Source organism: Ruegeria sp. B11 (genome assembly GCF_056539785.1).
Window position 1 is genome coordinate 497,610 of sequence record NZ_JBQFVO010000003.1, and the last position, 24,540, is coordinate 522,149.

A 24,540-nucleotide genomic window follows, 5' to 3' on the forward strand; every position below is an offset into this window, starting at 1 on the left:
CTCATTTAACAGACACGACATGCAAGGAACCAAAGCAATGAACTCGGTTTTCGAAACGGCCCTCATCGGCAAACACGTTGTTATCATTGGCGGCAGCAGCGGCATGGGTAAGGCCACCGCAAAGCTGGCGGTGGCGCTCGGTGCGAAAGTTACCATCGCCAGCCGGAGTCTCGCCACGCTGGAGGCAGCAGCGGCAGACATCGGAGGCGGAGTTCAGATCGCACCGGTCGATACCACCAACGAAACTGGCATGAAGTCCTGGGCCAGCGGCCTTGAAAAAGTAGATCATCTGGTCATCTCTGCCTCAAGCGCAGCGCGTGGGGCCTTCGCCGAATTGCCAACCACTGACCTGCGCGCGATGTTCGAGGCTAAATTTATCGGGCCCTATGTGGCGGCTCGTGAAGTCTTGCCTGTCTTGACTGAAGGCGGCTCCATCACCTTCTTTTCTGGCGTCCTCAGCCGCCGACCCTCTGCCGGTGCAACGGGTCTTGGGGCCGTGAACGCGGCGGTCGAAGCCCTGTCCAAGGGGTTGGCATTGGAGCTATCAGGTCGTGTGCGCGTGAACTGCATTAGCCCAGGAATGGTTGCGACCGAGGCTTACGCGGCAATGTCCAATGAGGCTCGCGAGGCCATGTTCGCTCAGGTTGGTAACAGCCTGCCCGTCGGACGTATTGGTGAGGCAGAGGACATCGCCCAAGCCGTGATAATGGCAATGACAAATGGCTATCTCACGGGCGCTGTGCTGGATGTGGATGGTGGTCACCTAGTGCGTGGCTGAAAGGCCAATGCGGATTGGCCTGATCCAATCAGGGCTCTTCCGCGTGATATAGGCCTAGCTGATGGCGACGCTTGTGAAAGGTCGCCACTCTTTCGACGATCTCGTCGCTGGCCACTGCAATGACGAACGACAAAAGCGTTTCGAGCAATGCGATAGTACTTACTGATGACGGGAAGAATTGCGGCGTATCCGCCGAGATGACGAACCCGTGTTGTGCATTGCGCAGAACAGGGCTGGCTGGGCTGTCAGAAAGACCGACCACCGTCATGCCCTGCTCTCGGGCAACTTGCACCGCCTCGACCACTTCATTCCGATAAGGTTTGCAGGTCATCGCAATTAGCACATCGCGTTTGTCCGCCCATGCCAGATCGTCAATCGGATTTGATCCAGCGCGCGGGATAGCATGAAACTGCACCATGCCCGTCGAGGCCAGATAAACAAAGTTTCGCGCATTCGAATTGTTCACGCCAACGCCCAGCACGAACACGTTACGCGAATTCCAGATATCTTCAGCGGCGGCTTTCAGCTGTTCGGACGAGATATTGGCAAACGTCTCCTCGACATTGCGCAGGGCGTCCTGAACCATATCCGCATAAAGCCCGCCCATATTGCCGGACTTACGAATATCCTGCAGCCAACGCGCGCGTTCCGGGAAATCGGCCTGCCCGCGCCGGATCGCCTCGCGGAAGGGAACCCGGAAATCTTCGTAGCCTTCGAACCCCACCTGCCGCGCCATTCGGACAATGGTATTGGGTTTCACATTGGCGGCTTCAGCAATTTCGCGTACAGTCGATACGCCCACGTCGCGCGGGTTCTCAAGCACATAGGTCGCAGCCTTGCGTGCCTCGGGTGTCAACTGAGACAGTTCTTCCGCCAGCCGTTCCAAAACTAAATTTGATACATCTGTCCCATTCATGATTGACGATGGTATTTTTGTTTGCATACGGTGTCGAGACCAAATCGACTCAGGGGGGGGCGGACCGATGTCTTTCAGTTCACTCCCGCGCTTGATTGAGGTCACCGTAAATGCATCGACGGAGTTTGCCGCATGGCCCAATCCGAGACAATGAAGGCGATGGTCACCATGGGGCACGGTGATCTTGATCAGATGGTCTGGCACGAAAACTGGCCGTGTCCTACTCCCAAACCGGGCGAAGTTCTGATCAAGGTCGGTGCCTGTGGCCTGAACAATACCGACGTAAACACTAGGTCCGGCTGGTATTCTAAAACCGTCAGCGATGCGACCACCGGTGGCGCGTTTGAAGAGGTCGGCACTGATGACCCAACCTGGGGCGGAGCGCCACTGGCCTTTCCGCGCATTCAAGGGGCGGATGTCTGTGGGCAGATCGTTGGAGTTGGAGACGGCGTGGATCCAAACCGCTTGGGCGAGCGTGTGATAACCGATTGCTGGTTGCGCGATCCGACCGATCCGGTAAACAAGGACAAAACCGGCTACTTCGGATCAGAGCGAGATGGCGGCTTTGCCGAATACACAACGATCCCGGCTGTCAATGCGATAGCCATCCAATCAACACTTTCGGATGCTGAGCTGGCAACCTTCTCCTGTTCCTACTCAACCGCCGAAGGCATGCTGACCCGCGCCAAGGTCACCGCGGCTGACACTGTTCTTGTTCCGGGCGCATCTGGCGGCGTCGGTGGCGCTCTGGTTCAACTGGCCAAGCGCCGAAATGCGCGGGTCATCGCGATGGCGTCGGAGGCTAAGCACGACGACGTGGCCCTGTTGGGTCCAGATGTCATCCTGTCCCGCGCCCCCGATGATTTGCGCAAATCGTTGGGAGACGAAAAGATCACGGTCGTTGCCGACGTGGTGGGCGGGTCATACTGGCCGCAGCTTATCAGCATTCTTGAACGCGGCGGACGCTATACCTGCTCGGGCGCCATCGCGGGCCCTATGGTCGAGTTCGATTTGCGGACGTTCTACTTGCGCGATCTGACCTTTACAGGCTCGACCGTCATCGACCCCGAAGTAATGCAAAATCTTGTACGTTATATCGAAGCGGGCGAAGTAAAACCGGCCCTGGCCGCAACCTACCCTCTAAGCCAATTGCATGAGGCACAAACCGCCTTCATCGCGAAGAAACACACCGGAAACATCGTGGTGATCCCATGACGTTGGATGATGTTTTAATGGCCGCCAGGCGATTGCATCAGAACCACCCGGATTTGGCGGGTTTTGGGGGTTGGCCAACAGATTTATCCAGAACGGACTTACAGCCCGCACAGATTCCGGCAACCCGGCTTGTCAGCAAATTTGGTCTGAACGGTACGCCCGAAACACAGGCATTGGTTACGGCTATTGCAGCAACTGCTGAGCAAGCGCACTGGAAACTGACCTATTCCGAATCCGAAGTCGGTGCGGATTTCTTGTCTCGATACGGGTATTACGAACTGTTCGGACCCAGCGGGCATTTCCATTCGACCCAATTACGCGGTTATGTCGCCTATTGGGGCGCAGGTCTGCAGTATGACTGGCACAGCCATCAGGCTGAAGAGCTATACCTGACGCTCGCTGGAAAAGCCTGTTTTAAGGTTGAAGGGAATGCACAGCTTGTCGGACCGGGCCAGACCCGCCAGCATGAAAGTTGGCAAAGCCACGCCATGACGACAAGCGATCATTCAATCCTGACCTTTGTCTTGTGGCGGGGCGATGGAATGGATGAACTGCCTCGGATGGATGCCGCATGACATACTGCGTCGAGGTGAAACCAAAATGAAAATTACCGGGATTTCTGTCTTTCAAATCGACCTGCCATTGGAGCATCCATACTGGCTGTCAGGCGGGCGATTGAAGTTTGAGGAGCTGGATGCGACGCTGGTCAAGATTGAAACCGACAAAGGGCTTGTTGGTTGGGGCGAAGGCACGCCTTGGGGGCATACCTATGTACCCGCCCACGGCCCCGGCATACGGGCCGGGATCGAGACGATGGCACCGTTTGTTCTTGGCCTCGACCCGCGGCGAGTTCTGGATGTTGAACGCGCGATGGATCAGGCCCTACCCGGACATTTCTACGCCAAAAGCCCGATTGACATGGCGTGCTGGGACATAGCCGGTCAGGTTGCTGGTCTTCCGATTGCTGATCTGATGGGGGGAGGGTCGCGTACGCCGCGCCCAATCGCATCCTCCGTAGGAGCCAAGACAATCGAAGAAACCCGCGCCGTCATCGAACGATACCGGCAGCGCGGCTATATCGCCCATTCCGTCAAAATCGGCGGCGATGTGGCCCGTGATATCGCCCGAATCCGTGACATGGAAAGCCTGCGCAATCCCGAAGACATCGTCCTCTATGACGTCAATCGCGGCTGGTCGCGGCAGCAAGCATTACGCGTGATGAGTGCGGTCGAAGACCTCAATGTCATGATCGAACAGCCTTGCGAAACACTGGATGACATTGCCGCGATCTCAGGCAAACATGCTTCGCCTGTTTCGGTTGATGAAAGCCTTGTTACCCTTCAGGACGCGACGCGCATAGCCCGCGATGGCATTGCCGAAATATTCGGCATCAAGCTCAATCGGGTCGGCGGGCTTACCAAAGCGGCCCGAATGCGCGATGTCGCGCTGGCGCATGGGATTGACATGTTTGTAATGGCAACCGGTGGTTCTGTGCTGGCGGATACCGAAGCGCTGCATCTGGCGGCGACAATTCCGGATGCGAATTGTCATGCTGTCTGGGCCTGTCAGGACATGATCACCGTCGATATCGCCGGTGGGCGTGGGCCGAGAAACGTGGACGGCCACCTGCATCTTCCCGAAACACCCGGCCTTGGCGTTCACCCAGATGAAGATGCGTTGGGTGATCCTGTGGCGATCTACCGGTAACGATACACGCCTCTTGTGCAAGTTCGATGACGGTCATCTGCCGAGGTTGACCTTGCCGCTTCGCCATGGGAACGATGCGCGATGGCTTAGTCGAACAGGATAGCGCGATGAAGATCGAACCCTTTGGCGTCGAAATTTGGATGGATGAATGGGAAACCCGCTGCGCCTATAACCTTGCAGAGACTTGCGTCGAGAGCCTGAGTATCGCCGAGCTTTTGAAGCTTTCCGGCAAAAACTCGGATGATCTGTCTGAATTGCTTGGGATGAAGATGACCTATGGCGCGATCCGGGGCTCGGACCGGCTGCGCGATGCGATTTGTAACCTATATGACCAGCAAAAGCGTGAGAATGTCATCGTCACCCATGGCACGATCGGTGCCAACATGCTGGTCCACAAAACGCTGGTCAAGCGCGGCGACAAGGTGGTGGCCGTCGTGCCCACCTATCAGCAACACTATTCCATCCCGGCCAGCATCGGCGCGGAGGTGACGCAGATCCATTTACGGGCCGAGAACGCTTATTTGCCCGATCTTGAGGAGCTGCGCGCCGCCGTAACTCCGGGCACCAAACTGATTGCCATCAACAACCCCAACAACCCAACCGGTGCGGTGATGGATCGCGCGTTCCTGCTTGAGATCGTCGAAATCGCACGCTCCGCTGAAGCATGGTTGCTGTGTGATGAAGTCTATCGCGGTACCGGGCAAGAAGGTTCGGGCATGACGGATGCGGTTGCAGATCTTTATGAGAAAGGCATTTCAACCGCGGGCATGTCCAAGGCGTTTTCGCTGGCAGGGCTGCGACTGGGTTGGATTGCGGCCAACCCAGAACTGATCGAAGCGGTTTCGATCCATCGGGACTATGACACGATCTCGGTCGGCATGATCGACGACCATTTCGCCGCGCTTGCGCTGGAAAACCACGACAAGGTTCTGGCGCGCAGCCACGCCATTACGCGCGGCAACCTCGCCATGCTGGAAGAATGGGTCGAAAGCGAGCCCAAAATCAGCTGGGTCAAACCCAAAGCAGGAACAACTGCACTTTTGCATTACGATGTCGACATGCCCTCGCGCGAGTTCTGTGTGAAACTGCTGCGGGAAACCGGCGTAATGTTCACGCCGGGCTCTGCCTTGGGTCTCGAAGGCTGTGTTCGAATCGGTTACGCCAATACTCCGTCGATCATTCGCGAAGGGCTGGAAAAAGTTTCTACCTTCCTTGCGAAGCTCGACTAGCGCCTCATCGACTGGCCGTTGTGGAACAGATGCACCTTTTCGGGTGCCGCCGTGACCGAGACGGTTTTTCCTCGCAGATTGCGCTGAACACCAGGTAGTTTTGCAATCATGGCTTCCCGTCCATCCGGGACTGCAAAGTAAAGCAGCGTGACCTCACCCAAAGCTTCGGTGAAATCCACCAAGCCGGAATAAATTGGTGTTCCATCAGTGATGTTTAAGTCCTCAGGCCGGACACCGATATTGACCTTTTTGCCTTCGTCAGCGGCATCCGTCGGGATCGATGAGATTGCCACGCCGCCATCATCCAGCGTGACGGTTGTTGTCTCTCCTGTCGCGGTAATAGTCCCGGGCAGCAGGTTCATTGCTGGTGAGCCGATGAACTGCGCGACAAACTCGTTATCTGGCGTCTCATAGAGTTCCAGCGGCGTGCCAACCTGCGCAACTCCCTTATTGGCCAAAACCACAATGCGGCTGGCGAGTGTCATCGCCTCGACCTGATCGTGGGTGACGTAAATCATCGTGCTGTCGGGCATCGCCTCTTTCAGGCGTGCAATCTCGATCCGCGTCGCCACGCGCAGGGCAGCGTCGAGGTTCGAAAGCGGCTCGTCGAACAAATATACTTTGGGGTCGCGCACGATGGCACGACCGATGGCAACGCGCTGGCGTTGTCCACCAGACAATGCCTTGGGCAGGCGATCCAGCAGGGGTTCAAGCTGTAGAATCTGGGCCGCGCGCTCCACGGCGGCATCAACCTCAGCGCTCGGCATCTTCGCGATCTTGAGCGCGAAGGCCATGTTTTCGCGCACCGTCATATGCGGGTAAAGCGCATAGGACTGGAACACCATCGCGATGCCGCGTTGCGCAGGTGGCACATCGTTCACCACCTGCCCTTCGATCTCAAGCGTACCGCCAGTGATCTTTTCAAGGCCCGCGATCATCCTCAGCAAAGTGGATTTTCCGCAACCTGACGGACCGACAAAGACAATCAGTTCGCCTTGCTCGATCTCGAGATCGATATGTTTCAGAACATCGACAGGACCATAGGATTTGGCCACATCCGTAAGCTTGAGTTCCGACATGGTTTACCTCTTTTCCCGAGCCAATAGACAGAATTGAGCGGCATCCAGCGTCACGTTGCTTTCCCCGCGAACGCCGCCCAACTCCTCCCCGATCACTTGCCAGTCACCTTCTGGCAGGGTCACGCCAACCGGACAGTCACCCAGATTGAAGGCGCAGAAGACCTGCTCGGCTTCATCCTCTCGGGTGAAGGTCAATACCGAACCGATTTGTGACATCCCTGTCTGCGCGCCGGACATCAGCGCTGAGTGCGCATGACGCAATGCAATCGCATGGCGGTAGTGGTGCAGCATCGACGCTGGATCTTTCTCCAACCGATCCACCGCCCGCTCGGCCTGCGCAGCGCTGACTGGCAACCAGGGACGGCTCGTGCTGAACCCGGATTGTTCGTCCTGTGCGGTCCAGACCATCGGAGTACGGCAGCCATCGCGACCTTTGAATTCAGGCCAGAATTCAATGCCATAGGGGTCTTGCAAATCTTCGAACGCAACATCTGCCTCGGGCAGGCCCAGTTCCTCACCCTGATAAAGACAGGCTGAGCCACGCAGGCACATCATGAGAACGGCGTGCTGCCGGACAGCTGCATCGTCCAAACCCCAACGCGAAGCATGGCGTTGCACGTCGTGGTTTGAGAAGGCCCAGCATGGCCATGCATCACCCGCCTTGTCCTCAAGCTGGTCAAAAACCTGCTTTGCGTAAGCTGCAGTCAAAGCCCGCTTTTCGAGGAACTCGAAAGCATAACACATGTGCATCCGTTTATCGCCGCTGGTGTATTCGCCCATAATCTCAAGCCCGCGCTGCGCGTCGCCGACCTCACCCAGACAGGCGCGGCCCTCGTATTCGTCAGTCAGGGCGCGCAGCCTTTCCAGGAAGGCGATATTCTCGGGCTGACTTTTGGAATAGAGGTGATCCTGATGGTTATACGGGTTCACCATCGGCGCAATTGATGAGTTCCTCTGATCCATCGGCAGGCCAGGATTGTCACGTAGCTGGGCGTCGTGGAAATAGAAATTGATGGTGTCCAGACGGAAGCCGTCGACCCCCATTTCCAGCCAGAAGCGCGCCACATCCAGCAGGGCATCCTGGACATCCTTGCAATGGAAGTTCAAATCTGGCTGCGAAGTCAGGAAGTTGTGCAGATAATACTGCAAACGCCGCGCATCCCACTGCCAAGCCGAACCACCAAAAATCGATAACCAGTTATTCGGAGGTGTCCCGTCAGGCTTGGGATCGGCCCAGACATACCAATCGGATTTCGGATTATCTCGGCTGGTGCGGCTTTCACCAAACCACGGATGCTGATCTGAGGTGTGGGATAACACAAGATCGATCATCACCTTCAGCCCGTGTGCATGGGCCTCATCTAGCAACTCTTTGAAGTCCGCCATAGTACCGAACATCGGATCGACATCGCGGTAGTCGCTGACGTCATAACCGAAATCCTTCATCGGAGATTTGAAGAACGGCGAAATCCAGATCGCATCAACCCCCAGCGAGGCGATATAGCCAAGCCGCTGGGTGATGCCCTTCAGATCTCCGATCCCGTCGCCGTTGCTGTCCTGAAAGCTGCGCGGATAGATCTGATAGATCACCCCGCCCCGCCACCAATCTGACGCCGACTTGGTTTTTTCGAATGCTGTCGCGTTGGTCTGCACGTTCATCACACGCCCTTATTTTACGGAACCGGCCAGCAAGCCGCGAACCAGATATTTCTGCATTGCAAAGAAGACTGCCAACGGCACCGCGATTGAGACAAACGCCGCCGTGGCCAAGATTTCCCAGTTACCGCCCCGCGTACCCAGCAGCTCGACGATACGGTTGGTCATTACCGTTGTCTGACCGCTGGCATCGATCAGGAAGACTTTGGCAACCAGCAGATCGTTCCATGTCCAAAGGAACTGGAAGATCGCAAAGGATGCCAGTGCCGGAAAGCTAAGCGGCAGGATCAGTTTAGTAAAAATCTGAAACTCGGTTGCGCCATCTACCCGGGCGTTCTCAATCAGGTCACGAGGCAGCCCGGCCATGTAGTTACGCAATAGGTAGATCGCCAATGGCATCCCGAACCCGGTATGGGCCATCCAGACCCCCAGGTATCCTTTGCCGATCCCGATATTGAGATGCAGTTTCAGCAACGGGATCAGCGCCAGCTGCAATGGCACCACCAATAGGCCAACCACCGCAGCGATCAGCAGGGCACGCCCCGGGAAATCCATCCATGCCAGCGCGTAAGCCGCAAATGCTGCGACAAGAATCGGGATAATCGTCGCCGGGATCGTCACCGTCAGGGTATTGAAGAACGCCTTGCCCATACTGTCGGAACTGCTTTCGTTGAACAGAACATGGGCATAGTTTTCCAAGGTGAATTCAGGCGGCAGAGTAGTCGTCACAAACACGCGAGGGCCGCGCTTGCCCGAAAACTCTTCGGCGTTTTCCATCCGATAGTCACCGTTGGCCTGAACCGTGATCGTCCCGCCACGACGAAGCTCAGCCGTTTCGCCCGGAGCAAAGGCATCAATCGCACGGGAATTCACACCCCATCGCGAAATGTCCGAGGCCCGATCACCATCGAAGATATTGCCTTCGATCACATAGAGACCATCCTGCAGAACCTGCGTTTCCGGCGCAGCCGCGCGCAGAGTCAGGTTCTGTTCCGACGGGAAGAGCGCCCGCCACCAGCCGCTGCTGGAAATCTGGTCCGCCGTTCTGAATGACGAGATCAACAAACCGAGTGTTGGGAAAACCCAAAGCACCACAAGCAGCACAACCGAGGCGTGAACGACCCATCTTAGGGCTGGGCGGGTTCCTGCAATATCGCTCATAACCCCGTCCTCCTACTGCATTTCTTTGCGCGCATTGCGCACGTTCCAGATCAGGATCGGCGTCACCAGCAACATGATCACCATGGCGGATGCCGATCCCACGCCCCAGTCATTGGCGCGGAACATCTTGTCGTACATGTAATTGGCCAGAACCTGGGTCTCCCACTGGCCGTTGGTCATCGCAAAAACGATGTCAAAGACCTTGAGGACCACGATGGTGATGGTGGTCCAGACCACCATGATCGTGGTTTTGATCTGCGGCACTTTGATCTTGAAGAAAATCTGGAACGGATTGGCCCCGTCCAGAATGGCGGCCTCGATGGTCTCTTCCGGGATGCCGCGCAGCGCGGCGGACAGAATGACCATGGCAAAGCCGGTTTGTATCCAGACCAGCACGATCATCAGGAAGAAATTGTTCCAGAAAGGCAGGGTCAACCAGGTGTGCGTTTCGGTTCCACCAAAGAAGATGTAGATCGCGTTCAGGACGCCGATCTGATCCTGATCGGCCGGACGTGCATCATAGACCAGTTTCCAGATTACCGAGGCGCCAACGAAAGAAATCGCCATCGGCATAAAGATCAGCGACTTGGCGACGTTACCCCAGCGGATGCGATCCGTCAGCTGCGCCACGAGCAGGCCAAATGCGGTGGACATGGCAGGTACAACAATCAGCCAAAGCATGTTGTTGCGCATTGCCTCCCAGAATTTCGGCTCGGCTACCATCTGGGTATAGTTGTCAAAACCCGCCCATTCATATCCACCACCGGCGACCCGATCAGTCAGCGATAGGCGCAGCGTCTCAAACACCGGATAGGCAAGATAGACCCCAAGGGCGAGGATCGCGGGAAGCAGAAACAGCCAGGGCCGGATCATATTCGCGCGGTTGATATTGCGACCCGCGTTCGGTCCACGCGCAGGGAACAGGACTTTATCCAGAAATTGGTTGGACAGGTAGAAATAGCCCACGCATCCCGACACACCGATTACGATTGTCAGCAGGCCCTGAATTGCCGGATTCATGGCGTCCTCTCCCTTGCTAGGGTTTCGGGCAACCTGATTGAAAGGTTGCCCGAAGGTTCAGCGGATTACTTGATTGCGTCCCAAGATGACTGGATTTCGCCGGTGACTTCTTCGGCGGATTTCCCGCCAGTATAGTCAACCATGCCGGTCCAGAACGTACCCGCACCCACGGCGCCCGGCATTAGGTCCGAGCCGTCGAAGCGGAAGGTGGTCGCGCCCAGTAGAATGTCACCCAGACCGCGCAGAGTATCATCCTTATAGGCTTCGGTGTTCACGCCCTTATGCGGAGTCAGGAATCCGGTTTGTGCCATCATGACTTCATGTGCAATCGGTTGCTTGAGGAACTCCATGAACGCGCTGGTCGCATCCGATGGATTGCTTACCGCCATCAGAGTACCGCCACCCAGAACCGGGTTACCCAAGTCCTTGTCTGCGAAAGACGGCATGTAAAAGAAATCTGCATCCAGGCCGAACTCGACATCTTCGGGGAAGAAGGCCGGAACAAAGGACGCCTGACGGTGCATGTAGCACTGGGGCGGCGATGAGAACATGCCTTTGGGGCTGTCGCGGAAGTCAGTCGAGGCGACAGCATCTGACCCACCCGAGACCTTGGCGTCATCACGCGCGAACCAGCCAAACTCTTCGATTGCGGCGATAACGCGCGGATCATCAAACGGAATCTCGTTTGTCACCCACTGGTCGTAAACCTCGGGCGGCTGAGTCCGCAGCATCATGTCTTCAACCCAGTCGGTCGCGGGCCAACCGGTGGCGGCACCCGATCCCAGGCCAATGCACCACGGGGTTTCGCCATCGGCGACGATCTGCTCGGTCAGGGCCTTCAGTTCTTCCATGCTCGTCGGCACTTCGTATCCGGCATCCTCGAAGTTTTCCGGGTTATACCAGACCAGAGACTTGACGTTCACATTGTAGAAGAAGCCATACATCTGGTCATTGCCGTCGGCGTCTTTGTAAGTGCCAAGATCAACCCAGGAATCGCCAGCCGCATAATTGTCACCAACCCAGGCCGCCATATCTTCACCCAGCGGTGTCAGCTGCCCTTTGGATGCCATGATCGCCGCCAGTCCTGGCTGCGGGAAGACCGCGATATTGGGGGCTGATCCTGCCTCGGCATCGATAACGATCTGCTGCTCGAAACTGTCGGAACCGGTATAGATCACATCTGCGCCAGTCGCCTCTTCGAAATAGGCAATCATGTTGTTGAAGTAACCGTCTTCCGGGGTCAGCCACGGACCAAAAATCGTGACCGTCTGACCGCTCAGATCCGGGGCGCTTTCGGCCCAGGCATTGTAGCTGTCCCAGTTGAACGGCCCCTCGCCCGGCGCGAAGACCAAATCTTGTGCTTGTACCGACCCGGCCAGCAGAGCGATCGCCGCCGCACCCGAATAAAGTGCGTGTCTCATGAGTTCTCCTCCCAATATTTTCGGCGCAAACGAGATTCGTTTTCAAAGCGCTTTGGATGCCGTACTTTATCCGCTAACATTCAGACCCTGTCAATATCTCGCCTACTAACACCTAAAAAACTGCCATTCTAAGACATTCTCTCGAAACATGTTGACTGAGCTAGGTTTTCACAACAAAACAAATGGGCATCAATTTGAAGGCGCTTTGAGTAAAATGAACCTAAAGCAACTCTCTGAGATCCTCGGCCTTTCACAAACAACCGTCAGCCGCGCGCTGAACGGTTACCCGGAGGTCAGCGAAGGGACGCGCATCCGGGTTCAGGCTGCTGCGAACAAGCATGGTTACCGCCCCAACAGCCGCGCCAAGGGGCTGGCGACAGGGCGGTCTATGGTCATCGGCCATGTGATTCCCACCTCGTCCCGGCACGAAATGGTCAATCCGATTTTCGGAGATTTTGTGGCAGGCGCAGCCAAAACCTATGCGGCGAACAATTATGACATGATGTTCACGCACGCGCCGGACACATCAATTGAAGAATCCTATCGCAGCCTGTTCAATCGGGGCGTCGTAGACGGCGTGGTCCTGCAAGGCCCCAAGGTACGAGAGCCGCGCATCTCGGTATTATCGCGCCTCGGCGTGCCCTTCATTGTTCATGGCCGGTCGACCTACGCCAAAGAGCCCTATGATTGGATCGATGTGAACAACCAGCGTTCATTCGAACGCGCTACTCGGTTTTTGATCGATCTGGGCCATCGGCGCATCGCCTTGATCAACGGGCTCGAGGAAATGGATTTCGCTCGTCGGCGGAGGAACGGCTATCTGTCGGCGCTCAAAGAAGCCGGGATCGCGCCTGATCCAAACCTACTGCGCAGCGCTGAGATGACCGAGATTTATGGGCATCAGACAGCCTGCGACATGCTGAAGCTCGACGACCCGCCAACAGCAATTTTGGCCTCTTCGATTATCTCTGCGGTTGGAGTCCGGCGCGCACTGGAAGAAAGCGGCCTGAAAATGGGGCGCGATATCTCGGTGATCGCTCATGATGACGAGTTGTCATACATGCGCAATGGTATGGATGTTCCAATTTTCACCGCAACGCGCTCGTCGGTCAGACACGCGGGCGAGGTGGCTGCCGAAATGCTGATCGAGCGGATCAACGCTCCGGATGACCCACCCAAAACGCGCTTGCTGGAGGCTGAACTTGTCGTCGGCAGCTCGACGGGGCCAGCCCCACAAAGGATGTGATATGAAGTACAAACGCGCAGATTTCCCGCCAGATTTTCAGTTTGGCGTGGCGACGTCGGCCTATCAGATCGAGGGACACGCCAATGGGGGCGCAGGCAAGACCCATTGGGACAGTTTCGCCGCAACTCCAGGTAACGTCGCCAATGCGGAAAACGGAGATTTGGCCTGCGATCACTATAACCGGTTCGAACAGGATCTGGATCTGATCCGGGGCGCAGGCTTCGACTGTTACCGTTTTTCAACCAGTTGGGCGCGCGTGCTGCCCGAAGGGCGCGGACCGATCAATCAGCAAGGCTTGGATTTCTATGATCGCCTGACCGATGCGCTGCTTGAACGCGGCATCAAACCCTGCGCAACGCTGTATCACTGGGAACTCCCGTCACCGCTCGCCGATCTGGGCGGTTGGCGAAACCGGGATATCGCGAATTGGTTTGCAGACTTCACCGAGATCATCATGGGCCGCATAGGCGATCGGATGTTCAGCGTCGCACCTGTCAACGAGCCTTGGTGTGTAAGCTGGCTGAGCCATTTCGAAGGCCAACATGCCCCCGGCTTGCGCGACATCCGGGCAACCGCGCGCGCGATGCATCATGTATTGCTGGCCCATGGCCGCGCAATCGAAACTATGCGCGGATTGGGCATGTCGAACCTTGGCGCAGTGTTCAACCTTGAATGGGCGGAACCTGCTGACGACAGCGATGAGGCACAGACTGCGGCGGCGCTTTACGACGGGATTTACAACCGCTTTTTCCTGGGCGGCGCTTTCAAGAAATCCTACCCTCAAAATGTTCTGGAAGGATTGGAGCCGCATCTGCCGGACAAGTGGCAGGATGATTTCGACACGATAGCTGCACCTGTCGATTGGTGTGGGCTCAATTACTATACGCGCAAGTTGATAACGCGCGCAGATACGTCTTGGCCTTCCTTCACCGACGTCCCTGGCCCCTTGCCAAAAACGCAAATGGGGTGGGAGATTGATCCGGCAGCCTTGTCCCGTTTCCTGATCCGGACCGCGCAAGAGTATACTGGAAACCTGCCTATCTACGTGACCGAAAATGGCATGGCGAGCGCAGAACGTCAAAACGACGCTGACAGAATTGACTACTTGAACCAGCATCTTGCCGAAGTGTGTAAGGCCCTGGACCACGGCGTTCCGATCAAGGGATATTTCATCTGGTCCCTTCTCGACAATTACGAGTGGGCGCTGGGATATGAAAAACGGTTCGGGCTGGTCGATGTAGATTTCGAGACGCTGGAAAGAAGGCCAAAGGACTCCTACCGCGCGTTGCAGGCCGCATTGGTTCGGGATCAGTCTGGTTGACCGTCAAGCTTTGCTACTGCGGGCACACGCCGGTTCAGTTTGGCACCTTCAAATGTGGCGTTTGGCGTTCCACCGTAAGGTTCTGTGTGGCCGAGGATGACGTCAGTTCAACAAACAAGCGCTCGGCGCGCGCAAACCGTTCGAAATAGGTGAACTGAATTGAATTCACTAACGACGGCTCCTGACACTGCACCAGATAATCGGCCTGAAATTCGGTGTGATGCACGGCATTATCGCTGACTTGCCCCTCATCCTGAACGAAGACATCACCAACAAGCGCGACATTGGCCGTTGCAGTCACACACCCCGCTTCAGGCGGCACCTCAAAGATCTCAAGCGGTTTAGAAAGGTCCGAGATTGCGACGGCAACATCCGCCCTCTCATCTTCGTTCTCGGCAGTGTGTTCGAACCCAACAATATCTACGCCTGGCACTTCAAGCGTCAGGCTAAATCCGGTTTCAACGAATGAAATTGCCATATGACCCGCGCCATGAGTATGCGCTTCGATGGCGGTCTCTGCCTGCGCCATCAGCGCGGCTGGTATTAGCGCAAGAACAACGGCCGCGCGTTTCATTCTGTTCACCATTAACCAAACAAACCGTAGGGCATTTTAATACAATTGCGCCTCAGCGCAATGTTCGCCGGGTGCATCGGGCTCCCCAGATATGGTTAGTCAGAAATAGGAATAATACCCGACAATAAAACTCAGGTTGACATTGCCGACTATTTCACTAAGAAATTGCCCCGTCCAGCCCCGCTGTGCCTGCCGGGGTCCGAATCCCGCTAAGAAAGAAAAGTGTTCCACATGACCAGATTGTTCAACGCGGCCAGTGCCCTGACCTTGTGTATCGCAAGTACAGCTGTCGCCGAGGCCCCGTCCAAAGCCGATGTTCTGACCACATATTCCAACATCGCCGAAGCCAAATATGACGACAGTCTGATTGCAGCAAAGAATCTGCAAGCTGCCGTCAACGCCCTGATCGCTGACCCATCCGATGCCACTCTGAACACCGCACGTGCCGCATGGGTCGCCGCGCGCGTGCCGTATCAGCAGACCGAGGTTTATCGCTTTGGAAACGCCATCGTCGACGATTGGGAAGGCAAGGTGAACGCATGGCCTCTGGACGAGGGCATGATAGACTATGTGGATTCCTCCTACGGCGGCCCCAGCGATGAGAACGAGTTTGCCGCGCTGAACGTCATCGCCAACCCCAGCTTTGATCTGTCTGGCGAGACCATCGACGCCAGCGAAATTACCCCTGCCCTGCTGTCGGATACGCTGCATGAGGCTGACGGGATCGAGGCGAACGTCGCCACCGGCTATCACGCCATCGAATTCCTGCTGTGGGGTCAGGACCTGAACGGCCACGGCACGGGCGCAGGAAGTCGTCCTTATACCGATTATCTAGTTGGTGACGGCTGTACAGGTGGCAACTGCGATCGCCGCGCCCAGTATCTGAAAGCGGCAACCGATCTGCTGATTAGTGATCTGGAATGGATGACTGCCCAGTGGGCCGAAGATGGTGACGCACGTGCCGCTCTTGCCGCAAATGAAACTGCTGGCGTTAGTGCGATCCTAACCGGCATGGGTTCGCTGTCCTACGGCGAGCAGGCGGGTGAGCGTATGCGCCTCGGCCTGATGTTGAACGACCCCGAGGAAGAGCAGGACTGCTTCTCGGACAACACCCATAACAGCCATTACTATGACGGCCTGGGCATCCAGAATGTGTATTTGGGCAGCTATACCCGCATCGATGGCACGCCTGTTTCGGGTGCATCCCTATCGGATCTGGTGACCGCAGCCGATCCGACGCTTGATACAGAGATGAAAGCCAAGCTGGCCAACACCATGCTGGCGCTAGGCCGTATCAAATCAACCGCCGAAGCGGGTTTTGCGTATGACCAGATGCTGGAACGCGGCAATGAAGGTGGCGAAGCGCTGATTATGGGTGGCGTCAATGGACTGGTCGATCAGACCAAGACCATCGAACGCATCGTGACCGTGCTGGAGCTTGACCAGATCGATTTCGAAGGCTCGGACAGCTTGGATAACCCTGACGCGGTATTCCAATAGGCATCATGGCCGGGCGCATTTTTAGTGCTCTCGGCCTTTCTCAACACCGGGTGTGGCGTCTTGGCACTGGACGCACCCTCAATAACTTACTATTTCACTAGGAAATAGCATACCCCGACTGAGTCGCCATGATCGTTTGCCATTGCACCAACATCTCTGACCACGATATCCGAGCGGCGATCGATTGGATGCGCACGGCAGACCCACAGACCATCATCACTCCCGGCAAGATCTATCATGCCCTCGGCAAGTCAGCGGATTGCGGCGGATGTATGCCGCTTTTCCTAGACACAATGCGCGCAGACGATAATCTTAAAGTCCCCATGCAGCTTCGGTCATTACGATCCGAAGTATCACAGGAGAAAGCACATGAAGGGCGATCCCAAGGTCATAGAATACCTCAACAAATCACTGCGGCATGAACTGACGGCGGTCAGCCAGTACTGGCTACATTACCGCCTGCAAGAGGATTGGGGGCTTGGCCATATGGCCAAGAAAAGCCGTGAGGAATCCATTGAGGAGATGGGCCATGCAGACAAGCTGATCGAGCGGATCATCTTTCTGGAGGGCCACCCCAACCTGCAGAAACTTGACCCACTCCGCATCGGGCAGACCCCGAAAGAAACACTGGAATGCGATCTAGCCGCCGAACAAGACGCGCGGGCGCTTTATGTCGAAGCGCGGGAATACTGCCGCGAGGCCGGCGACTATGTGTCCATGGGCCTGTTCGAAGAATTAATCAGCGACGAAGAAGGACATATCGACTTCCTCGAAACGCAGCTCGACCTTTATGAAAGGATTGGCGAAGCCAATTATGCGCAACTTAACGCATCCAAGATGGACGAAGGCGAGTAAGCTTGCCCTTGCATCGGTGGCCGCACTCACGGCCACCTCTTCCCAAGCCACCGAGCTGCGGGACTCTCATCTAAATTTCCTTCCAAGAACTGCCGAAGAACGCGCCCGGATCGACGCTGTCACAGCTGCGCCGGATGACTTCAGTGTGCCGCAGCGGTTCGAAGAACTGTCCGCTGGTGCTGCGACCGTGCGGGCGCGCACTGATGCGGACGCGTTTTCTCAGCCCTCCGCCAATTTAAGCTTCGAACAGGAGCTGGACTTCAAAGTCGGCAACGGGTTGTTCAAAAAGATCTGGGTCTCGTCTCCGTCGTCCACTCTGGCTTCGGACGGTTTGGGTCCGCTGTACAACGCCCGCTCGTGTCAGCGCTGTCACATCAAGGACGGGCGCGGTCATACGCCTAACGGCCCGGATGACAATGCCGTCTCGATGTTCCTGAGAGTTTCGGTTCCCGGCAAGCCAGAGGACGCGCCTGCCGAGATCAAAGACTATATCGCCACCCTGCCTGATCCGAATTATGGCACTCAGCTGCAGGATTTCGCTCTGGCAGGCCATCCCGCAGAATATCGGCTGGACATCACGTATGAGGAAGTCCCCGTCGCGCTGTCCGATGGCGAAACGGCCTCGCTCCGCCGCCCCAGCTATAAGGCCGCCGATTTAGGCTATGGCCCGCTGCACCCGGACGCGATGCTTAGCCCTCGAGTTGCGCCGCAGATGATCGGACTGGGGTTGCTGGAATCAATTCCGGTTGAGGACTTGCTGGCCAAAGCCGATCCTGATGACGAAGATGGCGATGGTATCTCGGGCCGTCCGAACATCGTATGGTCGACGGAATTTGGCGAACCAATGATGGGCCGCTTTGGCCACAAGGCCGGGATGCCCACGGTGATGGAGCAATCGGCGGCGGCCTTCGCAGGTGATATCGGCATATCAAGTCCGCTTTACCCCGCGCCGTACGGCGATTGCACCGAATTGCAGGCCAACTGCATTGATGCTCCGCACGGAGACAACGATGCGCGGGGATTCGAGATTGACGCAATTGGCATGGACCTCGTCGCCTTCTACAGCCGCAATCTCGGTGTTCCGGCGCGCCGAGACACCGATGACCCTGAAGTGCTGCGCGGGAAAGAAGTGTTTCTTGCTTCGGGCTGCGCATCCTGCCACACGCCTGCTTATGTCACCCACAGGATGCCCGATAGGCCCGAACAGAGCTTCCAGCTTATCTGGCCCTATACCGACCTGCTGTTGCACGACATGGGCGAGGGTCTGGCCGATCACCGCCCCGAGGCCCGCGCAACGGGCCGCGAATGGCGCACGCCGCCTTTGTGGGGCATCGGCCTGACCCAGCGCGTCTCGGGCCACACCCAACTCCTGCACGATGGTCGCGCGCGATCCCTGCTTGAAGCCATCCTTTGGCATGGTGGCGAGGCGCAGGCCGCCCGTGACACGGTTGTTTCAATGCCAAAAGCCGACCGCGACGCTCTGATCCGCTTTCTTGGGAGCCTCTGACCCATGCGTAGCCTTACTTTCGCCGCCGCCCTGCTGGTGCCCTTGGGCGCCTTTGCACAGGATCGTGCTCCGATTTTGATGGATGTGACCGAAACGCATATTCTACCGCGCTTTGCAGAGCTGGCTGACGCAACCGGTGCTTTGTCGACCACAACCCAAACAGATTGCGAATCGGAGTCAGACGACCTGCGCGCTGATTACGCCACGGCATTCGATAGCTGGATTTCGGCCAGCCATTTACGTTTTGGGCCGTCCGAGGCTGACGATCGCGCTTTTGCACTGGCTTTCTGGCCAGATACCAAAGGATTCACGCCCAAAACCCTGTCCCGACACATCGCCAGTGAAGACACTGCCGTCGACGACCCTTATGCCTTTGCCGAAACCTCAATCGCCGGGCGCGGCTTTTTTGCATTGGAACGAATGCTCTTTGATCCAGCGATGACAGAACAAGGAAGCGCCGACTATCGTTGCGCGCTTATCCGCGCCATCACCACTGATATCAACCGAAATGCCGTCGCGATCAACGCGGACTGGCAAAGCTACGCACCACGACTGACGCAGCCGGGGGACAACAGCCCCTATCGCTCGGGCGATGAGGCAATGCAGGAGCTGTTCAAGGCGCTTACAACGGGGCTAGAGTTCACAGCCGACACACGCATTGGACGCCCTTTAGGAACGTTCGAGCGTCCGCGCCCGAACCGTGCTGAAGCGCGGCGGTCCAAGCGGTCGTTGCATCATGTCACGCTGTCTCTGATCGCCCTGCGTGACTTGGCCGCCCGTCTGTCCTTTGACCACCCCGAGATTGCTGCAGATCTGGATGCCGGTTTCGCGCGGGCCATCGACCGGGCTCAATCACTGGACGACCCCGCCCTCGCCGGTGTTGCGACACCGCAAGGTCGCGTCCGCATCGAAGCGCTGCAGCAATCGATCAACGACATTCGCGAGATCGCCGCGACCGAGCTTGGCCCGACGCTCGGCATCAGCGCCGGATTCAACTCACTGGATGGGGATTGACCATTGACGAACCGCCGCGAATTTCTTGCAGGCCTTGGTGCCGCCAGTCTTGCTTCGGTGCCGGGCTGGGCGTCCGTCGGCGCGCCCCGCTATCTGGCCGCTGCCTTATTCCCAGATGGTAGCTACCGCCTGTCCGGCCTGGATAACTCGGGCGCAGTTTTGTTCGCTATACCGCTACCCGCGCGCGGGCACGCCGCCGCGGCCCATCCGTTCAAAGCCCAAGCGGTCGCCTTTGCCCGCCGCCCCGGGACCTTTGCAATTGTAATTGATTGTACAGATGGTTCTGTCCTAAAGCGGCTGGAGGCACCCAATGGCCGCCACTTCTACGGGCATGGTGCATTCTCGGCTGATGGAACACAGTTTTTCACAACCGAAAACGACTATGAGGCCGCAGAAGGTGTGGTTGGCGTCTGGGACGCGATCAGCTTCGCACGGCTGGGAGAGTTCTCGTCAGGTGGGATAGGCCCCCACGACATGCGCTTGCTGCCCGGTGGCGACATACTGGTCATCGCCAATGGCGGCATCGAGACACACCCCGACAGCGGTCGGACCAAGCTAAATCTGCCAACGATGCAGCCCAACCTGAGCTATCTCGACATTTCGGGTTCGATATTGGAGCAAGTAGCGCTACCCCGCGCGCTGCACAAAAACTCGATCCGCCATCTTGCGGTGCGTGACGATGGTCTAGTGGGTTTTGCAATGCAATGGCAAGGCAGCCAGACCAAGTACCCTGCCCTTCTGGGGCTTCACCAAAGGGGCGAAAAGCCTCGCCTTTTGTCAGCGCCCGAAACGCAGCAAAGAGAGTTGCAAGGGTATGCTGGCAGCATTGCCTTTTCCACCGATGGCCAATCGGTTGCGATCACCTGTCCACGAGGCGATGCATTGCACCGCTTCGACGTAAATAGCGGAGCATTCATCGAAGCTTTAGTGTTCGAAGATGTTTGCGGTTTAGGCGCCGGCAAGGCTGGGTTGGCGTTTACCACCGGAACCGGTGCATTTGGCACTCTGACGACCACCGGCGCCGAAATCACCGCGCGGTCGGATTGCCAGTGGGACAACCACCTGATCCCGATCCGTGCATACGGCTAGAATTCGGCGGCGAACCCTCTCACAGTTTACACTTGGACGAATCAAACTGCTGCCGTATTGGCAGGCGCTAAACCAGCACACCCAAATTAAGGACTGATCTGATTGAAACAGACGCCCGACGCACCGCATTCCATCTACGGGGTTGAGAAATGGGGCCATGGCCTCATTGAGGTGACAGAAAGGGGCGAGATAGCTCTGCGCAATCCGATGGCCCCCGAGGCCGAGGCAATCAGCCTGCCGGGTATCCTCAGCGATCTGGACGACCGGGGGATCAAAGCCCCGATGGTCTTGCGTGTTGCTTCTTATCTAGAGCATGAAATCGCGCACCTGAACGAGAGCTTTGCCGAGGCAATCGCGCGCGTAAACTATAAGGGCCACTATCGCGGTGTTTTTCCGATCAAGGTGAACCAACAGGCGCAGGTGGTCGACCGGATCGTCGAGTTCGGCAAGAAATACAATTATGGCCTTGAAGCAGGATCAAAACCTGAACTGGTGGTGGCCCTGGCCCATCGCCTGGCCCCCGAAGCGCTGATCGTCTGCAATGGCGTCAAGGATGCTGAATTCATCCAATTGGCGATCCTGTCTCGCAAGATCGGGTTCAACACCGTCATCGTGCTGGAAAGCCCAAAAGAGGCCAATACCGTCATCGAGGTCTATAACCAACTGGGGATCGAGCCCCTAATAGGCGTTCGGGTCAAATTGACCAATCAGATCAGCGGCAAATGGGAAGAAAGTTCCGGCGACCGTTCCGCCTTTGGAATGAACACCGACCAGCTTGTTGCCACCGTGGACAAGCTGAAAGCGGCGGGATTGCTGCACTGCCTCAAGCTGCAACATTCGCATCTGGGTTCACAGGTGCAAGACGTTAACGATGTGCGCCGCGCTGTTGGCGAGGCATGCCGGTATTACACCGAACTCTCGCGTGAAGGTGTACCACTCAGCTACCTGGATCTCGGCGGCGGCATGGGGGTGGATTACACGGGCGAAAAAAAGGCCGCGGAAAACTCGATCAACTACACGGTCGAGGAATATTGCGCCAACGTAGTCGAAACCGTGGCTTACGCCATGGACGAGGCTGAAATCGACCACCCCACACTGATCACCGAAAGCGGCCGTGCGGTTGTTGCGACGTCGTCCATGCTGGTCTTCAACGTGTTGGAAAGCACACTCTACGACGCCCCGAACGGACCAATGGCCGAGCCCGATGACCACCACATGGTTTCGGACCTCGCCGCAGTACACGGCTATCTCAGCAAGGATCGGCTGCAGGAATGCTGGAACGACGCAACTTTCTATCGCAATGAATTGCGCGCGCTTTTCAGACGCGGGTATGTCGACCTGCGCCAGATGGCCCGGGCCGAGCGCATCTACCTGTCCCTTATGGCCCGGCTCAAGGCCTTGGCGGCAAGTGATGATCTGGACACGGAAGTGGATGACCAGCTTGAGAAGGTCGCAGACATCTACCATTGCAACTTCTCGCTGTTCCAATCCCTCCCCGATGTCTGGGCCATCGACCAATTACACCCGATCGTGCCGCTGCAAAGCTTGAATGAAACACCAGACCGACGCGCGGTCCTGTCCGACATCACCTGCGACAGCGACGGAAAGATCGACCGTTTCATACTGGCCGACGGCGTGTCCCCCAGCCTGCCAGTGCATTCGCTGCCCGAAGAAGGCGAGTATTTCATGGGCGTCTTCTTCGTTGGCGCCTATCAGGAAACGCTTGGCGACCTGCACAATCTGTTCGGCGACACCAATGTTGTCACCATCGACCTGCGCACCGACGGTGGCTTCGACTTGCTGCATGAACAAGAGGGCGACACAATTTCTCAAGTCTTGTCTTATGTGGAATTCGACCCGCAAGACTGTGTCGCCGCGTTCCGCAAAATGGTGGACGAGGCGATTTCGACCGGTACTCTGCAAGCCAAGGACCGAAAAACCCTGATGAGCGCCTATCGCGACTCGATCAACGGCTACACCTATTACGAATAACCCCTTGAGAGGAGACTATCCCATGGGCAAAACACTGGTTGTCGGCGCGGGCGGCGTGTCCCACGCAGCCGTGCACAAAATGGCGATGAATTCGGACATCTTTACCGAGATCACGCTGGCCAGCCGCACGAAATCGAAATGCGACGCCATCGCAGCGGCCGTTAAGGACCGCGTCGGTGTGGACATCGCGACTGCCGAGTTGGACGCCTACAAGGTTGAAGATACAGTCAAACTGATCAAAGAAACGGGTGCAGAAATCCTCGTAAACCTGGCCCTGCCGTATCAGGATCTGGTTCTGATGGACGCGTGTCTTGAGGCCGGCATCCACTATCTCGACACCGCGAACTATGAGCCCGAGGACGAGGCCAAGTTCGAATACCACTGGCAATGGGCCTATCAAGAGCGGTTCAAAGAGGCTGGTTTGACTGCCATCCTCGGCTCGGGCTTCGATCCGGGTGTTACATCCGTCTTCGCCAAATGGCTGAAGAAGCACAAGTTGGATACGATCCGTCAGATCGATGTGCTGGACGCGAATGGCGGCAGCAACGATCAAGAATTCGCCACCAACTTCAATCCGGAAATCAACCTGCGCGAAGTGCTGGCCGAGGTGCGCCATTGGGAAAACGGCGCATGGCAGCACAGCCCGGCGATGACCCACAAGGTCGAGTTCGACTTTCCCGCCATCGGCCCCAAGAACATGTACCTGATGTATCACGAGGAACTAGAGTCGCTCAGCACCCATTTCCCCGAGATTGAGCGCGCCCGCTTCTGGATGACCTTCGGCGACGCCTACATCACCCACGCCAAGGTGCTGGAAAACGTCGGTATGACTCGCATTGACCCGGTGATGCATGACGGCAAGGAAATCATCCCGATTCAGTTCCTGAAAACCCTGCTGCCCGATCCCGGCGATCTGGGCGCGGAGACCAAGGGCAAAGCCTGCATCGGTGACATCGCCACAGGTCAGGCCAAGGACGGCTCGGGCGAAAAGACCTATTATATCTACAACATCTGCGATCACGAGGAATGCTATGCCGAGGTCGGCAGCCAAGCCGTCAGCTACACCACCGGCGTCCCCGCCATGATCGGTGCGGCGCAGGTGCTTAAAGGCAATTGGCGCGAACCGGGCGTGTGGAACATGGAGCAACTCGACCCTGACAACTTCATGGACATGCTGAACGAACATGGTTTGCCATGGCAGGTCCACGAACTCGACGGCCCGGTTAACTTCTAAATCCTCGCCCGGCGGCAACGCCGGGC

The 24,540-nt window shown here is 57.1% G+C and carries 22 protein-coding genes; 15 read left to right on the forward strand and 7 right to left on the reverse strand.

Annotation, left to right across the window (positions count from 1 at the left end):
- The first annotated feature begins 19 nt into the window (after positions 1-19).
- Complete coding sequence (locus tag ACR0I1_RS14150; RefSeq protein WP_480706946.1) at positions 20-778, forward strand: SDR family oxidoreductase; 759 nt, start codon at positions 20-22, stop codon at positions 776-778.
- Positions 779-806: 28 nt separating this feature from the next.
- On the opposite strand, the gene ACR0I1_RS14155 is transcribed toward ACR0I1_RS14150, so the two are convergent.
- Entirely contained in the window at positions 807-1,694 is an 888-nt protein-coding gene (locus ACR0I1_RS14155; protein WP_170392553.1) for a MurR/RpiR family transcriptional regulator, read from the reverse strand.
- Positions 1,695-1,826: 132 nt separating this feature from the next.
- Between ACR0I1_RS14155 and ACR0I1_RS14160 the strand changes: the two genes are divergently transcribed.
- From ACR0I1_RS14160 to ACR0I1_RS14175, 4 genes are all read left to right on the forward strand, one after another.
- Positions 1,827-2,909, forward strand: a complete 1,083-nt coding sequence (locus tag ACR0I1_RS14160) for an alcohol dehydrogenase family protein (RefSeq protein WP_255611785.1) — start codon at positions 1,827-1,829, stop codon at positions 2,907-2,909.
- Between the two features lie 17 nt (positions 2,910-2,926).
- On the forward strand, positions 2,927-3,484 hold the full coding sequence (locus tag ACR0I1_RS14165) for a dimethylsulfonioproprionate lyase family protein (protein ID WP_480563556.1): 558 nt from the start codon (positions 2,927-2,929) through the stop codon (positions 3,482-3,484).
- Between the two features lie 25 nt (positions 3,485-3,509).
- Positions 3,510-4,616 (forward strand): mandelate racemase/muconate lactonizing enzyme family protein, encoded by a 1,107-nt coding sequence (locus ACR0I1_RS14170; RefSeq protein ID WP_480706947.1) that lies wholly within the window; start codon positions 3,510-3,512, stop codon positions 4,614-4,616.
- A gap of 107 nt (positions 4,617-4,723) precedes the next feature.
- On the forward strand, positions 4,724-5,845 hold the full coding sequence (locus tag ACR0I1_RS14175) for an aminotransferase (protein ID WP_480706989.1): 1,122 nt from the start codon (positions 4,724-4,726) through the stop codon (positions 5,843-5,845).
- Here the strand turns inward: ACR0I1_RS14175 and ACR0I1_RS14180 are convergent.
- The 5 genes from ACR0I1_RS14180 to ACR0I1_RS14200 form a co-directional block, all read right to left on the reverse strand.
- Entirely contained in the window at positions 5,842-6,924 is a 1,083-nt protein-coding gene (locus ACR0I1_RS14180) for an ABC transporter ATP-binding protein (RefSeq protein WP_480706948.1), read from the reverse strand. The two genes, ACR0I1_RS14175 and ACR0I1_RS14180, sit on opposite strands and share 4 nt — an antisense overlap.
- A 3-nt stretch (positions 6,925-6,927) precedes the next feature.
- Entirely contained in the window at positions 6,928-8,583 is a 1,656-nt protein-coding gene (locus ACR0I1_RS14185) for an alpha-glucosidase (protein ID WP_480706949.1), read from the reverse strand.
- Positions 8,584-8,592: 9 nt separating this feature from the next.
- Positions 8,593-9,741 carry a carbohydrate ABC transporter permease gene (locus ACR0I1_RS14190; protein WP_170392558.1) on the reverse strand — a complete coding sequence of 383 codons (1,149 nt, stop codon included), beginning with the start codon at positions 9,739-9,741 and terminating at the stop codon, positions 8,593-8,595.
- Between the two features lie 12 nt (positions 9,742-9,753).
- Positions 9,754-10,761 carry a carbohydrate ABC transporter permease gene (locus ACR0I1_RS14195; protein WP_170402173.1) on the reverse strand — a complete coding sequence of 336 codons (1,008 nt, stop codon included), beginning with the start codon at positions 10,759-10,761 and terminating at the stop codon, positions 9,754-9,756.
- Positions 10,762-10,826: 65 nt separating this feature from the next.
- Positions 10,827-12,182: an ABC transporter substrate-binding protein gene (locus ACR0I1_RS14200; RefSeq protein WP_170512843.1), complete on the reverse strand. Its 1,356-nt coding sequence runs from the start codon at positions 12,180-12,182 to the stop codon at positions 10,827-10,829.
- 214 nt (positions 12,183-12,396) lie between these two features.
- On the opposite strand from ACR0I1_RS14200, the gene ACR0I1_RS14205 reads away from it, so the two are divergent.
- Positions 12,397-13,428 carry a substrate-binding domain-containing protein gene (locus ACR0I1_RS14205; RefSeq protein ID WP_170402179.1) on the forward strand — a complete coding sequence of 344 codons (1,032 nt, stop codon included), beginning with the start codon at positions 12,397-12,399 and terminating at the stop codon, positions 13,426-13,428.
- 1 nt (position 13,429) lies between these two features.
- The gene (locus ACR0I1_RS14210; RefSeq protein ID WP_480706950.1) at positions 13,430-14,749 is read left to right on the forward strand and encodes a GH1 family beta-glucosidase; all 1,320 of its coding nucleotides are present in this window, start codon (positions 13,430-13,432) and stop codon (positions 14,747-14,749) included.
- Positions 14,750-14,783: 34 nt separating this feature from the next.
- On the opposite strand, the gene ACR0I1_RS14215 is transcribed toward ACR0I1_RS14210, so the two are convergent.
- Positions 14,784-15,323: a ZrgA family zinc uptake protein gene (locus ACR0I1_RS14215; RefSeq protein WP_170402185.1), complete on the reverse strand. Its 540-nt coding sequence runs from the start codon at positions 15,321-15,323 to the stop codon at positions 14,784-14,786.
- A 231-nt stretch (positions 15,324-15,554) separates the two neighbouring features.
- On the opposite strand from ACR0I1_RS14215, the gene ACR0I1_RS14220 reads away from it, so the two are divergent.
- The 8 genes from ACR0I1_RS14220 to ACR0I1_RS14255 all read left to right on the forward strand — a co-directional run bounded on the left by ACR0I1_RS14220 (position 15,555) and on the right by ACR0I1_RS14255 (position 24,514).
- Positions 15,555-16,823: an imelysin family protein gene (locus tag ACR0I1_RS14220; RefSeq protein ID WP_480706951.1), complete on the forward strand. Its 1,269-nt coding sequence runs from the start codon at positions 15,555-15,557 to the stop codon at positions 16,821-16,823.
- 128 nt (positions 16,824-16,951) lie between these two features.
- On the forward strand, positions 16,952-17,245 hold the full coding sequence (locus ACR0I1_RS14225; protein ID WP_170392565.1) for a (2Fe-2S)-binding protein: 294 nt from the start codon (positions 16,952-16,954) through the stop codon (positions 17,243-17,245).
- Complete coding sequence (gene bfr, locus ACR0I1_RS14230) at positions 17,193-17,678, forward strand: bacterioferritin (RefSeq protein ID WP_170392566.1); 486 nt, start codon at positions 17,193-17,195, stop codon at positions 17,676-17,678. Before ACR0I1_RS14225 ends, bfr begins: the two co-directional genes overlap by 53 nt.
- Positions 17,679-17,694: 16 nt before the next feature.
- Positions 17,695-19,185: a di-heme oxidoreductase family protein gene (locus ACR0I1_RS14235; protein WP_480706952.1), complete on the forward strand. Its 1,491-nt coding sequence runs from the start codon at positions 17,695-17,697 to the stop codon at positions 19,183-19,185.
- Between the two features lie 3 nt (positions 19,186-19,188).
- A complete protein-coding gene (locus ACR0I1_RS14240; protein ID WP_480706953.1) occupies positions 19,189-20,199 on the forward strand; it encodes an imelysin family protein in 1,011 nt (336 codons plus the stop codon).
- A gap of 3 nt (positions 20,200-20,202) precedes the next feature.
- Complete coding sequence (locus tag ACR0I1_RS14245; RefSeq protein ID WP_170661646.1) at positions 20,203-21,288, forward strand: DUF1513 domain-containing protein; 1,086 nt, start codon at positions 20,203-20,205, stop codon at positions 21,286-21,288.
- Positions 21,289-21,390: 102 nt separating this feature from the next.
- Positions 21,391-23,280 (forward strand): biosynthetic arginine decarboxylase, encoded by a 1,890-nt coding sequence (gene speA / locus ACR0I1_RS14250; RefSeq protein ID WP_480615101.1) that lies wholly within the window; start codon positions 21,391-21,393, stop codon positions 23,278-23,280.
- 22 nt (positions 23,281-23,302) lie between these two features.
- The gene (locus ACR0I1_RS14255; RefSeq protein WP_170802077.1) at positions 23,303-24,514 is read left to right on the forward strand and encodes a saccharopine dehydrogenase family protein; all 1,212 of its coding nucleotides are present in this window, start codon (positions 23,303-23,305) and stop codon (positions 24,512-24,514) included.
- Positions 24,515-24,540: the final 26 nt, after the last annotated feature.